The sequence below is a fragment of the Yoonia sp. SDW83-1 genome, from assembly GCF_046762885.1.
Taxonomy (GTDB): Bacteria; Pseudomonadota; Alphaproteobacteria; order Rhodobacterales; family Rhodobacteraceae; genus Yoonia.
In genome coordinates this window covers 1-13,363 of record NZ_JBKQXO010000038.1, presented here as the reverse complement: position 1 = coordinate 13,363, position 13,363 = coordinate 1, and the positions used below count along the sequence as shown (strand labels likewise).

Here is a 13,363-nt window from a genome sequence, read left to right as displayed (position 1 = left end):
TGCTTGAACTCGCGGCTGAACACTCTTCTCGTCATGTAGATTCTCCAGTTTCATAAACACCTTATCTCGGTGTCCACGAAACCGGCAGCAGGCCAAAGAACCGCATCTTGTTGGAAAACTACTTCCTGCCTGGCGACCTCGAAGCGCAGATCGAAGCCTTCGTCGACCACTACAATCATCAGCGCTATCACGAGAGCATCAACAGCGTCACACCAGCAGACGTCTACTTCTGCCGCGACAAAGCCATTCTGAAACAACGCGAAAGGATCAAACGAAAAACACTCGAAGCGCGACGCTTGCATCACCGCCAGCACGCCGCATAATTAAACCAAACAGATGAGCCAAATCTCTCTTAGATTAGGCCGCCATTGGTCCCAAAAACTCTGATGACGGACACTAGGTGTGCTGCTATCCATTTCGTTTTAAACTTACCCGGGACAAACCTAAACTCGCAATCTCCGTTAGAGTTGACGAGAAATCGTCTGGAAACCTTCCTCTCTGACATAGAGCTGCCAAAGCCTGAGCAAGGCTTGGCGCCATCATGATGCCGTATCCTCCCTGGCCGGCATGCCAGACGAAATTGTCGACGGTTGGGTCATATCCCATCACCGGGTTTTCATCGGATACGAAGGTCCGCAGACCGGCCCAGCTATGGGCAATCCTGCGCACGGGTATGATCGTTTCGCGCTCGATCCAGTCAGCGATAATGGCGATGTCCATTTCATCAGGCTGCACGTCCTGAGGGACCGTGGGCGTCGCATCACCAGGAGAGGCCATCAGCTTGCCCGCTTCGGGTTTGATATAGGCGTCACTCCCGGAGAAATCGACGCAGGGAAGGCGCGCCACGTCCATGCCTGGCAGCGCGTCGACGATGATCGCTGTGCGACGCTTGGCCACCAATCCGATAGGAGCCAGCCCCGCCATCTTGGCAACTTGCTCGGCCCATGCGCCTGCGGCGTTGACGATTGTCTTGCTTTGAAAGGTCGTACTGCCAGCGTTCACTGTCCAGGTACCTTTATTATTCGAAAGCGCGGTCACCTTCGTCCGGCAGCTCAGTGTGCCCCCACGGGCTTTGAACCCCTTCAGGTAGGCCTGCAGCATCGTCGAAACGTCGATATCCATGACTCCGGCCTCGAAGACTGCGCGGGAAAGGCGATCGGGCCGCAGGAACGGCACAAGGTCCAACGCGTCGGCCACCGCCATCTCCACAACCGGGTTATCCTCGGTCGAGGCCGCCAGTACAGGATCGAGCAATGTCTCTTTTCCCGGTGCGGCGACGGTCAACGCTCCCCTGGGATGCAGCAAGGGTCGGTCAGTGAAGCCCGCCGGGGGTGCCTGAAAAAACGGCTCGCTGAGCGCGTTGATCTTGCGCACGAGCGGCGTGCCGTAGTTGCGGGTAAAGAGAGCCGCCGAGCGACCCGAACTGTGATAGCCAGGCTGCGCTTCGGCTTCGATCAAAAGGACATTGCTGTTTTCTGCCAGTTCGAAGGCGGCTGAAGCTCCGGCCATACCCGCGCCGATAACGATGAAGTCATAGATCATGGGATGCAGCCTTTATCGCGCCAAAACTGACGGTTTCGACCATAAGATGCGCTATCACCTTAACATGCAAGATTTTATAAAATTGTTTACTTTATGAAAGTTTTATAACATTATGACTGATGAACCTGTGGAGGGGTCATGCCAAAATCATTGCGCGAACGTCTAACTGAAGCGAGTGCTTCCGCCTCGAAGGCGGATCGTGCGCTGGCCAGTTACATGTTGGCTGAAATGGCCGCTCTGCCTTTTGAAACCGCTGCAAGCCTTGCTGTGAAAGTCTCGGTCAGCGAACCCACGGTGGGGCGGTTCTGCCGGACAATCGGTTATCAAAGCTTCAAAGATCTCAAAGCGCATCTGCGCCGCGATATGGGCGGCCAGCCCTGGTTGATTGGGGATCGGCTGAGCGATCTTCAGGCGCGCCACCGCTCTGGCGAAGACCAGCTTGTTCGTGGACTTGAACTTGAGATGGCTGCTCTGGTCGCTGTTTACGAAATCGCTCATTCACCGGCGTGGGCGACAGCCGTTCGCAGGCTCGCCACCGCCAAGGCAGTCTTTGCCGTCGGCTTTCAGACCGAACGCGGGATGGCACAGATCTTTGTCAACCAGTTGCAATATCTGCGGGACGGGGTCGAACTTCTGGATCTGGCCGGTGGCAACTTTGCCCAGGTGCTGGCCCGAGACGACACCGATGCCTCCCTCGTGATCTTCGAGGCGCGCCGCTATTCGCGTCTGGCCCGCGATCTGGCGACCGAGGCCAAGGCGGCCGGTATTCCGGTCACGCTGATCACTGATCCCTTCTGTGACTGGGGGCACGACGTCGCGGAAGAAATCTTTGTGGTGCCCACCCAGTTCAACCTTTTCTGGGAATCTACGGCCCAGATGGCCAGCCTGGCCAACCTGCTTGTCAACGGGGTGTTCATGGAGCTTGGCCCGGAGGTCGAAGCCCGCATGAACCGCACCGCCGAACTTTACGGCCGTTTCATCGGCCACGTGGGCAGCGCGCCCACCATTCAGACAAAGCCGAAAAAGACGGAGAGCAAGACCAACACCTGAGATTTTTCCTATGAAAAGGACGACCCCGATGCGCTATGAGACCAAGACGAAACTTCTGTCAGGAACGGCGCTCATCGCAGCCGGGTTCCTGTCCAACGCCGCCCTGGCTCAGGAGGCATCGATCGCCTTCGCTTCGGGAGAGCTTGGAGCCACTTCCTACAATCCGGTGACCTCAAGCAACCTCAATTCCGCGACATCGCTGATCTACGACCGGCTGGTCGAGCAGGACGAAGATCAGTCCTATCACCCGCATCTGGCGACCTCTTGGGAGGAAAGCAGTGATGGCATGTCTTGGACCTTTCAACTGAAAGACGGTGTGACCTTTCACGATGGTACGCCATTCACCGCGCAGTCCGTTGCCGACTGGATCCCAGACTTCGCCGAGACCGAGAATGCCTACCTCGTGGCCGCCATCGCATCGGTCGAGGTGGTGGATGACCTGACGGTGAAATTCGTCATGTCCCGGCCGGAACCCAACCTGCTTTACAATCTGGCCTCGTCCTTCATGGGCGTGCCGGGGGCTGCGGCCTATGACAGCATGGGCGAAGATTTCGGTGTGACCGGCGCTGTCGGGACCGGCCCGTTCAAGCTTGAAAGCTTTTCCATCGGCCTTGAAACCGTTCTTGTGCGCAATGACGACTACGCCTGGGCGTCGGACCTTTCCGAAAATCAGGGTCCCGCGCATTTGGAACGCGTGACTTTCCGCGAGATCCCAGATCAGTCCACGGCGTTTTTGGAGTTAAAAACCGGCGGGATCGATATCCTTCTTGGGGTGCCAACGGACTTTCTGAAAATCCTCGAAGCAGAGAGCAACGTTGCCGTCATTCAAATGCCCGGAACCGGCATCAACTATATGCCGATCAATGTGACTGCCGCGCCGTTCGACGACATCAAGGTGCGCGAAGCCACGGCGCTGGCCGTCAATCAGGAAGCCATCGTCGCCTCGATCTACAATGGCGTCGGCGCGCCAGCGCACAACTTTCTGATCGCCTCACTGCCCGAAGCGCAGGTCGATCCAGCACTCAATGTCAGTTACGATCTGGACAGGGCGAATGCGCTGTTGGACGAAGCGGGTTGGGCCATGGGTGACGGCAAGGTGCGGATGAAGGACGGTGAACCGCTGTCGGTGAAACTCTTCACGCAGAACGGGACCGAATTCACCTCGCTCGCGCAGGTGGTCCAGGCACAACTGGGCGAGATCGGGATGGAGGCGGTGATCACCGTCTTCGACAGCTCAACCATCCGGGATGAATACAAGAACAATCGTCATCAGCTTGCGGTGCGAGGATACGACTGGAACAATTCGGATATTCTCGACTGGTTCTTTTCCGGCAAACGGCTGGGTTATCCAAACGTGTCCATGTGGGAAGACACCGAGGGGCAGCGCCTGAATGACGTGGCGATGGAAGCCAGCAGGAATTCGGATGAGCGGATCGCGAACTTCACGGCGTATCACGAATACATCCTGTCCCAGTACCTTTTTGTGCCAATCTACCAGCCGACTCAGAACATCGCATACAATTCGGACCGGGTGAACGTCCCAGATCCGGTGCGCGGCACCCGGTTCCGGTCGCAGACCGTGCTCGACATCACGACGGTCGAATAAGCGGCAACGCGTCGGTTCCCGCCCCCGCGCCACGCGGGGGCGGGGATACCAGCGCCCGGAAAGGACGCCGTCATGCTTTTGCGATACATCCTGTTCCGGACGCTGATGTTGATCCCGGTCTCGATCTCGATCTCGCTCGTGATCTTCATGATCGTGCATCTGCTGCCGGGCGACCCGATCGATAATCTGATCCGGGTCGGCTCGTCCCCTGACGACCGCGCGGCATTGATCACCAAATATGGGCTCGATCAGTCGCTGTTCACCCAGTATTTCCGCTGGATCGGTGCCATGTTTCAGGGCGATTTCGGCGAGGCCATCGTGCTGCGGCGCCCCGTGGCCGACCTGATCGCGCAGAACCTGCCCTACAGCCTGACCCTTGGCGGCCTCGCCTTTCTTTTTTCCAGTGTGGTGGGCATCATCCTGGGCACCATCTCGGCCACCACCCGTTCGTTTGTATTCGAGCAATTCGTCCGAGGTTTCATCCTGCTGGGGTCAACGGTGCCCGGGTTCTGGCTGGCGCTCCTGATGATCCTGTTCTTCGCAGTGCAGCTCCAGTGGTTTCCGGTTTCGGGCGCGGGCGGTTGGGACAGCCTGGTGCTGCCAGTGCTGACCATCGGGTTCGGCGGCGTGGCACTCGTGGCGCGGGTCACACGCGTGGCACTTCTGGATGTGAAGCGGGAGGACTTCGTGACACTGCTGCACGCCAAGGGGCTTTCGTCACGCGCAATTCTGACCGGTCATCTGATGCCACACGCCATGCTGCCGGTGGTTACCATTCTGGCCTTGCGTATCGGGTGGATTCTCGGCGGTGCCGTGACGGTCGAGTTCGTCTTTGGTCGGCCCGGCCTTGGTTCGCTTTTGATCCGCGCGCTGGGGCAGCGCGACTATCCGGTGGTGCAAGGCTGCCTGCTGATGCTGGCGCTAGCGGTGATGCTTGGCACGCTGATCGGCGATGTAGCACAGGCCGCCATGGACCCCCGTATTCGAGAGGCAAAGAAATGACGTCGATGACAGGCACTGCCGCCCGCGCTATGGCCGGTTTCGGAAACACCGCGCTTGGGCGTGCGTTCGGATCGTGGCTGGGTAGGATTGCAGGTGGTTTCCTTGTGCTGCTTGTCCTGACAGCAATCTTTGCGCCCTGGATCACGCCGTTCGACTATGCAGCCCAAAACCTGATGAACGCCAATGCGCCGCCAGGCTGGCCGCACCTGCTGGGCACCGATCAATTCGGACGCGATGTTCTCAGCCGGGTGATCTATGGCGCGCGCACCTCGCTGTCGGTCAGCGCGACGGCCATCGCCATATCCATCACGGTCGGGATGACACTCGGTGCCGCGGCTGGTTACTTCGGCGGCCTGTTTGAACGCGCGGTCATGACAGTGGTGGATCTCACCTGGTCCTTCCCTGACATCCTGATCGCCCTTATTTTCGTGGCCATCATCGGCCCTGGCCTCACCTCAACCACCTTCGCCATCGCCATTGCCTATCTGGCACAGTTCACCCGGCTCACACGGGCGCAGATCGTGCGGCTGAAGCGTGAAACCTTCATAGAGGCGACGATCAATCTGGGGGCCAAGCCGCGTCACATCGTGCTCAAACACCTTCTGCCAAACGCCGTGGCACCGGTGATCGTCGTCGGTATGCTGGCGATCGGCGACGGCATCGTGCTGGAGGCAACGCTGGGCTTCTTCGGGCTTGGCGCGCAGCCGCCCACGCCCAGCTGGGGTGCGATGATGTCATCGGGCACAGCGCAACTCTTCCTCAGTCCTTGGGTCATCATATTTCCCGGTGTCGTGGTCGCCGTCACGGTCGTCGCGGTGAACCTTTTCGGAGATGAACTGATCCGCGCGCTTGATATCCGCGACCGGATCAGAAGGGCATGACCATGCTGGAAGTACGCGATCTCGAAGTGGCCTTCGGCACTGTCGCCCCGCTTTCGGGCGTCAGCTTCTCGCTGGCGAAGGGCGAAACTCTCGGCATCGTCGGGGAAAGCGGGTCAGGCAAATCCCTGACCGCGATGAGCGTGATGGGCCTCCTGCCCCTGTCGGGCGGCCGGATCACGGCGGGTTCCATTCTGTTCGACGGTCAGGAACTGACCACGCTGTCCGAGCCTGCCTATCGCCGCTTGCGCGGCGGGCGGCTGGGGCTGATCACGCAGAACCCGATGACCTCGCTTGATCCGCTGCAAAAGATCGGACCGCAGGTGGACGCGGTGGCGGTGTTGCATCTTGGCATGAGTGCGCGCCAGGCCCGGGCGCGCACAGTGGAAATCCTCGGCACCCTGCGCATCCCTGAACCGGCGCTGATCTGCGATCGCTACCCGCACCAGATGTCGGGTGGCATGAAACAGCGCATCGTCATCGCCATGGCACTGGCCGCCGATCCCGACCTTCTGGTCGCGGACGAGCCGACGACCGCGCTGGATGTGACGGTACAGGCGCAGATCATCCGCCTGCTGGACGATCTGGTCAAGGAACGCGATCTGGCGCTGGTGCTAATCACTCACGACATGAGTGTCGTCGCCCAGACCTGCGACAAGGTGGTTGTGATGTACGCGGGCCGTGCCATTGAATACGGGCCGGTCGAAGCGATATTCGACGCACCACAGCACCCCTACACCCAAGCGCTGATCGGGTGCATTCCAAAGGGTCTGGGCGCGGATGAAACGCTTTCGGGGATTCCGGGCACGGTGCCAACGGTGTTGAACTATCCCAAGGGGTGCCCCTTTCACCCCCGCTGCCAACGCGCGCAGGACATCTGCACAAACGAAAGACCGGAATTCGTCACGCACGGGGCCGGTGCCGCCGCATGCCATTTCGCTGGGGATGCCGCATGACCAACCTTCTGGAAGTCCGGAACCTGTCCAAGAAGTTCGTCACACCGGGCGGGCCGTTCCGCAAGGCAAGGGCCATGCATGCGGTCAATGACGTTTCCTTCGATCTGCCCAAGGGCCGCGTGATCGGCGTGGTGGGCGAATCCGGTTGCGGCAAGTCCACGCTGGCGCGGCTGATCCTGCGCCTCATCGAACCGACCATCGGCGAGCTGCGCTTTGACGGGGAGGATTTGCGCGCAAAATCGCCAGCGCAAATGCGCAAGCTGCGCGCCGACATGCAGATGGTGTTTCAGGATCCGTATTCCGCAATTGATCCCCGCTACACGATTACGCGCGCTGTAATGGAACCCTTCGACGTACAGGGCCGCAAACCAAAAGGTAGCGCGGCAGAGGAAGTCGCCGACCTGTTGACCATGGTCGGCCTGAACCCCGGGTTGGCTGGCAGCTATCCGCACCAGATTTCTGGCGGGCAGAAACAGAGGGTCGGCATAGCACGTGCGCTTGCCCTGCGCCCGTCGCTGCTGGTGCTGGACGAACCGACCGCCTCGCTCGACGTGTCGGTGCAGGCGCAGATCATCAGCCTGCTGGAGCAGTTGCGGGACGATTTGGGCCTGACCTATCTCTTCATCAGCCATGACCTGAGCCTTGTTCGCTATTTCTGCGATGAAATCCTGGTGATGTATCTGGGGCGCGTGGTCGAGGCGCTGCCAGATACCGGCCTTCCGGCACGGCACCCCTATACCAAGACACTGATGGACAGCACTTTTGCCCCGGACCCGAAACAACGCCGGGTCATCGCTCCGTTGGAGGGCGAGGTGCCAAGCCCCTTCGATCTGCCACCGGGCTGTGCGTTCGCCGATCGCTGCCCACATGCCACGGCGATCTGCCGTACGGACACACCTGTTCTGACGAATGGCGCGGGCCATCCCGTTGCCTGTCATCACCCACTCTGAAGGTCGGCTCAGTGACACGACGTATCTTGACGGCGGAAATATCGCACGAAACCAATACCTTTAACATCCGACCGACCAATATTGCCGATTTCCAGGATCGCTATCTGCTTGACGGTCCTGCCGCTATCGCGGCCCGAGGCGCTGCCAATACCGAGCTTGCCGGCGTGCTCGACACCGGCCGCCTGTATGGCTGGGAGGTGACCCATGTCATCAGTGCCGCCGCAGGTCCGGGCGGGTGTGTAACCGATCGCGCGTTCGACCAACTTTGCGCGCCACTGCTGGAGGCGGCGCAGAGTGGAGGGTGGGATGGTATCCTGCTGATGTTGCACGGCGCGATGGTGACGGCCTCGCATGATGACGGAGAAGGTGAGATCCTGCGCCGATTGCGCGCGATCACCGGGCCGGACCTGCCCGTTGCAGTGACGCTGGACCCGCATGCGAATGTTAGCGCCGCCATGTGCTCGCTCGCGCAGATACTGATCTCTTTCACCACCTACCCGCATGTCGATATTCGGGCGACGGGGCGCCGGACAGCCGAACTGCTCCACCGGACCATCGAAGGCGACATCCAGCCCCAGACCCTGCGCGCGCACCGTCCGATGCTGGAAGAGGCCAATGGCGGGCGCACTGATATCGGACCGATGATCGAACGCCATGCCTTGGCCCGGGCTTTCGAGGCACGCAAGGGCGTCTATGCGGTCAGCATCAACGGGGCCTTCCCCTGCGCCGATGTGGCGGAAGTGGGTCCCACCGTGCTGGTTACAGCCGAGGTCGGATTGAAAGGTGCGCAGGAGATCAGCGAGGAAATCGCGAACGACATCTGGCAGCGGCGAGACGAGAAACTTAATACCTATGTTAGCGTGACCGACGCAGCGACGCAGGCCGCAGCTTGGAAAACCGGTAGCGGTCCACTGATCATCGCCGATTACGCCGACAACCCCGGCTCTGGCGCTTACGGCGATGCAACCGCCCTTCTAGGTGCGTTGCTGGATGCAGGCGTGACAGACGCTTGCTTCGGTCCGCTGGTAGATCCAAAAGCTGCTGCCGCATTGAAATCTCGAACAATCGGCGAAACCGTTACTTTGGCCGTCGGAGGGCGAACCGCCCCCGAATTTGGCGGAGGGCCGATCGAGGTGACCGGCGTGCTGAAATGGCGGGGAGAGGGCCGGGTGACGGGCAGCGGCCCCATCCTGGGCGGCCAGCAGCGCAGTTTTGGTGCGACGGCTGTCTTGCAGGTGGCCGGCATCGACATATTGATCGTCAGCATCGCACACCAGATGCTTGATCTGCGCCAATTCGAAACTTTCGGGATCGATCCGACGGATCGTCGTGTTGTGGCACTGAAATCCATGCAACATTTTCGTGCCGCCTTCGGACCAATCGCGGGTCGTATCATTGTCTGCGACAGCGGTGCGCTTTGCACAGTGAACTATACCACGATGGCGTACCGCAAGGTTCCACGCCCCATCTATCCGCTGGACCAGTCGAACTGACGCGATATACAGATCGCCACCACGCCGAGCTTATTGATTTTAAGACACTTCCCTGCACCCGTGGTCCATCACTACGTTCTATCTTTCTATTGAACAGGACTTTCCACCAATCACTAAAACCGGATGTTGGAGCGATCATCATGAATTGCGTTTCCGACAGAACATCGGAATCCGTGGCAGACTTTGCTTATACTTGTCGGAATGTTTGTATTTTTTTCCGCCACGCGGCTAGGAGCTTGCCGCTGCGCCGTGATTGTTAAGCTGTTACAGTACATAGAAAAATCCAGAACTTTAGATTGGGCTCGGTCGGTACCTCGGCTGCGTTGTAGCACGCAAGATCTACATGACGCGCCGTCTCGCGGGAACGGCCCATGCCGGACGTCAAGCATGCGGTCGCTATGCTGCGGCGCGGCCCGTCGAAGGGAAAGTGGTGGACATCCGCGACGCACCCCAAAGACAAGATGTGTAGTCGCTTAGATGTGCCGACGTTCGAGGTCCGCACAATGCGGCCCTCGAACGTCGGTGGTTGTCATTGTGTGACCTATTTTACGTCGATGATCGCTGGCGGTTCATCAGCGCCACCGCTTGAGCTGCCGGACCCCGAACCTCCAGACGCAATGGCGCCGATCACTAACAGCCCAATTGCAGGTAGAACCCAGTTCGGGGTGTTACCTCTGGTTGCTTCCGGAGCAGTTGCTGCCGGTGGCGCCAGGACTTGCTGTTCTTCGATGATTGCGTCAGCAAGACCACCCGCCGAAACAGATGACGTTGCCAGCACCAAAGCCAAACAGATTGCAGCAGATATCTTCATTTGAATGTATCGCATTTTTCCCACCATGACTAAGCCTACTTGTCACTCAGCCAACGCGAAATGGCTGTTTCAAGTCAAGGCTTGGGTGGTGCGCGGCATGTGCAGGCGCATGGTTGCCTTTTTTTTGAGCAGTGTTGATCATACATATTTTGGAAAAATTCCAGCATCACTCTGCTAGATGCCAGCTTTGAACACCATCATTTCTAGCACATCTGATATCGTCATGTCCGGGGCGCAGCGTGCAAATGCCATGTCGCCCGAATGCCGTTATTTTGCGGCAGAAACGACCCTGTTCCGCGGTGCGATACGACATCAGCAGAGCAAGAAGAAAATCCGATCTCAGGCTTGACGACGCACAAAGCGAACAGCGATCCAACGCCGTCTGGAATGGTCGTGCTGAACGCCAATACCCATTCGCAGACACGGGCGAAAAACCGCCGATTGTGGTGAGTGACGTAAGCTCGTTTTGACGGAATCAGTTTGAGCCGCTCTAAATAATGTAATTTTCCAAGAACTTAAGACAGTAAGTGCAAATCAGCGTGGGGGCGCTTGGAATGCGAGTCAGGATTTACCGGGGCAACGAGCCCCCCATCTCTACGTTCAAAGTTTCCCGGCGGGGTTGCCACCCTATCGGTTTGTGACAAACCCCCGCTTTTGACGGGACTTCTTGTCGCGGGCCGCTTTGGCACGTGATCTGCTGCGTCAAAAAACCATCCTCTCAGTCTACAGTCAGCCCTCGTCTAGAAAGGACAATTCCATGACCTATCAAAACTACCGCTGGTTTGCATATTCAGAGCAGGACTTGTTGCAGGGACACGCTGGGGATTGTTCGATCGGGGTAGGCGATATGATCAGTATCCCGACGCAGACGCGGTTCGAATTGCAGGTGTCTGACGACGATGACAAGCTCAGTGGTGACAAGTGTGATGAAGCCACCGATGGCGATCAAAAGGCTTTTGTGAATGGCCACGCCATCCATGGCAAGGATATGTATGCCGAGCGTATCTTTACATTGCTCGGATCGAATGGTGAGCATTACCAGCTCGTCGAAATCGAGATTGAGGATTACAATGCGCCTGGTAAGGGCGATGATTTTTTCAGCTTTGTCGGCACTGTACCGCCAGCCGAAACACTCCTTAAGGTTGCAAGTGTTCAGAATGTAACTGGCGACGGCATCTCCTACGCTGACTTGATGTCCACGCCAACGATGGACCCCAAGAACAGCGCACCAGAATTGACGAATGTTCCCGAAGACGGGGTGATTAAGGTCGATGAGAACACCACGGCAGTGATCGACATTGACACCACTGACGCCGACAATGATACCGTTTCTTTTTCTATCGTGCCCGGCGCCGATAGTGCAGCATTCGAAATTGATCCCGATACTGGTGCGCTCAGCTTCGTGCGGCCACCTGACTTTGAAAATCCGACCGATGTCTTTCGAGGCGACAACACTTACGATGTGACGATCCGCGCCGATGATGGGAAGGGCGGCGTGACGGAGAAGACGCTTTGGGTAAAGGTGCAGGACGTTGATGAAGGCGGTACGCCTGACTGCATGGTGATCGAAGCGGAAACCATGCAGCTTTCCAGTTTTAATATCCGTCATGCCAGCAATGTGTCTGATGGTGGCTTGGTCAGACTGTCCCATACTGGCGGCAGCGGCGAAATCAGCACAACATTTGCCGGTGAGGCAGGCCAATACGACCTGTCACTCTTTGTCCAGGATGAAAGTGACGGCCAGTCATCCATAAGGATCAAGGTAAATGGGCAGGTCCTGGCAGAGACGTCTTTGGATGCCGATACGGATGGTCGTGGCAATGATAATGGGGTCTTCTCAGAGATTGTCTTCCCACAAATCGAGCTGGCGCCAGGTGACACCGTTTCCATCGAAGCATCTGGTGACGGCTACGAATTCGTGCGCATTGATAAAATTGAGCTTTGCCGGGATGGTGAGCTATGTCCTGACGGCTTTACGCTGATCGATTTCGAAGGGTTCGACGCTGGAACAGTGGTGGACGATCAGTTCGCGGGCGTGACGATTACGGCGCAACGCGACCGTAACAACACCAATGAGAACGATGCGATGTTGTTCGACTCGGGCAATCCGACCGGTGGCGACGCTGATCTGGCGTTCGAGGATCAGGGCAATCTACTGATCATATCCGAAGACAACGACAGCGATGATCCCGACGATGCGGTCGGCGGTACGATCACATTCGCTTTCGACAATCCCTCCGATCTTCACGATATCAAGGTGTTCGATATCGAGGGGCCGGGCAGCAACATCACCCTGACCTTCGCAAACGGCGAGATACGTGTCATCGACATTCCTGCTGCGGGCGACAACAGCGCGCAGACAATTGCGCTGAATGCCGCGGGCGTCACGCAAATGGACATTAACCTCGCGAGTTCGGGTGCGGTTGATGATCTCTGTTGGGCTCCGGGCGTACCGAATCTTGGTTCGCTTGGCGGCGTTGTATTTATGGATGCCAATGCCAACGCCGTTGATGATGGCGAGATGGGTGTGGCGGGTGTGCCTGTGACGCTGCTGGATGCGGATGGGGCTGAGGTGGCCAACACGACCACGGCGGATGATGGGTCTTATCTGTTCGACGACCTGGATGCGGGCGACTACAGGGTTGTATTCCCGACCGAGACCGATGACGGCAAGGTCCTGGTTGGCCAGGATGTGGGCGGTGATGACACTGTGGACAGCGATGCTGACCCGGCCACCGGGGTGACGCCCCCGATCTCTGTGGGGGTGGGCGAGGATATCCGCGATATCGATGCCGGTGTGGCGGACCCCGGCACGGCGAGCCTGGGCGGTGTGTTCTTTGTCGATGCAAACAAGGATGACGTGCAAGGCGCGGGCGACGCAGGTGTGGCCGGTGCCATGGTGCAGCTGGTGCTGGGCGGTGTGGTGGTTGCCACAACCACAACGACGGCGGACGGGTCCTATCTGTTCGCAGATCTCGACGCGGGTGAGTACAGTGTGATCTTCACAAACCCCGGCGATCAGGTCTTTGTGACCCCCGATCAGGGCGGAGACGACACGACCGACAGCGACGCGGT

The 13,363-nt window shown here is 58.6% G+C and carries 10 protein-coding genes and 1 pseudogene; 9 read left to right on the top strand and 2 right to left on the bottom strand.

What is annotated here, in order from left to right:
- Window positions 1-95: 95 nt before the first annotated feature.
- A pseudogene (locus tag ACFWW4_RS22540) lies at window positions 96-323 on the top strand (integrase core domain-containing protein); the annotation flags it as partial.
- An 85-nt stretch (window positions 324-408) separates the two neighbouring features.
- Here the strand turns inward: ACFWW4_RS22540 and ACFWW4_RS22535 are convergent.
- Window positions 409-1,542 carry an NAD(P)/FAD-dependent oxidoreductase gene (locus tag ACFWW4_RS22535; RefSeq protein ID WP_411892886.1) on the bottom strand — a complete coding sequence of 378 codons (1,134 nt, stop codon included), beginning with the start codon at window positions 1,540-1,542 and terminating at the stop codon, window positions 409-411.
- A 138-nt stretch (window positions 1,543-1,680) separates the two neighbouring features.
- On the opposite strand from ACFWW4_RS22535, the gene ACFWW4_RS22530 reads away from it, so the two are divergent.
- The 7 genes from ACFWW4_RS22530 (at window position 1,681) to ACFWW4_RS22500 (ending at window position 9,477) form a co-directional block, all read left to right on the top strand.
- The gene (locus ACFWW4_RS22530; RefSeq protein ID WP_411892885.1) at window positions 1,681-2,592 is read left to right on the top strand and encodes a MurR/RpiR family transcriptional regulator; all 912 of its coding nucleotides are present in this window, start codon (window positions 1,681-1,683) and stop codon (window positions 2,590-2,592) included.
- Window positions 2,593-2,620: 28 nt separating this feature from the next.
- A complete protein-coding gene (locus tag ACFWW4_RS22525; RefSeq protein ID WP_411892884.1) occupies window positions 2,621-4,198 on the top strand; it encodes an ABC transporter substrate-binding protein in 1,578 nt (525 codons plus the stop codon).
- A 72-nt stretch (window positions 4,199-4,270) separates the two neighbouring features.
- Window positions 4,271-5,200 (top strand): ABC transporter permease, encoded by a 930-nt coding sequence (locus ACFWW4_RS22520; RefSeq protein ID WP_411892883.1) that lies wholly within the window; start codon window positions 4,271-4,273, stop codon window positions 5,198-5,200.
- Complete coding sequence (locus tag ACFWW4_RS22515) at window positions 5,197-6,081, top strand: ABC transporter permease (RefSeq protein ID WP_411892882.1); 885 nt, start codon at window positions 5,197-5,199, stop codon at window positions 6,079-6,081. The genes ACFWW4_RS22520 and ACFWW4_RS22515 overlap by 4 nt, the downstream gene beginning before the upstream one ends.
- Before the next feature lie 2 nt (window positions 6,082-6,083).
- Complete coding sequence (locus ACFWW4_RS22510) at window positions 6,084-7,034, top strand: ABC transporter ATP-binding protein (RefSeq protein WP_411892881.1); 951 nt, start codon at window positions 6,084-6,086, stop codon at window positions 7,032-7,034.
- Window positions 7,031-7,984, top strand: coding sequence for an ABC transporter ATP-binding protein (locus tag ACFWW4_RS22505; RefSeq protein WP_411892880.1), 954 nt, complete (start codon window positions 7,031-7,033; stop codon window positions 7,982-7,984). The genes ACFWW4_RS22510 and ACFWW4_RS22505 overlap by 4 nt, the downstream gene beginning before the upstream one ends.
- A gap of 11 nt (window positions 7,985-7,995) precedes the next feature.
- On the top strand, window positions 7,996-9,477 hold the full coding sequence (locus ACFWW4_RS22500) for a M81 family metallopeptidase (RefSeq protein ID WP_411892879.1): 1,482 nt from the start codon (window positions 7,996-7,998) through the stop codon (window positions 9,475-9,477).
- A 541-nt stretch (window positions 9,478-10,018) separates the two neighbouring features.
- Here ACFWW4_RS22500 and ACFWW4_RS22495 read toward each other — a convergent pair.
- The gene (locus ACFWW4_RS22495) at window positions 10,019-10,303 is read right to left on the bottom strand and encodes a hypothetical protein (RefSeq protein ID WP_411892878.1); all 285 of its coding nucleotides are present in this window, start codon (window positions 10,301-10,303) and stop codon (window positions 10,019-10,021) included.
- Window positions 10,304-11,045: 742 nt separating this feature from the next.
- Here ACFWW4_RS22495 and ACFWW4_RS22490 point away from each other — a divergent pair.
- The coding region (locus tag ACFWW4_RS22490; protein WP_411892877.1) for an SdrD B-like domain-containing protein at window positions 11,046-13,363 on the top strand (2,318 nt) is incomplete at its 3' end.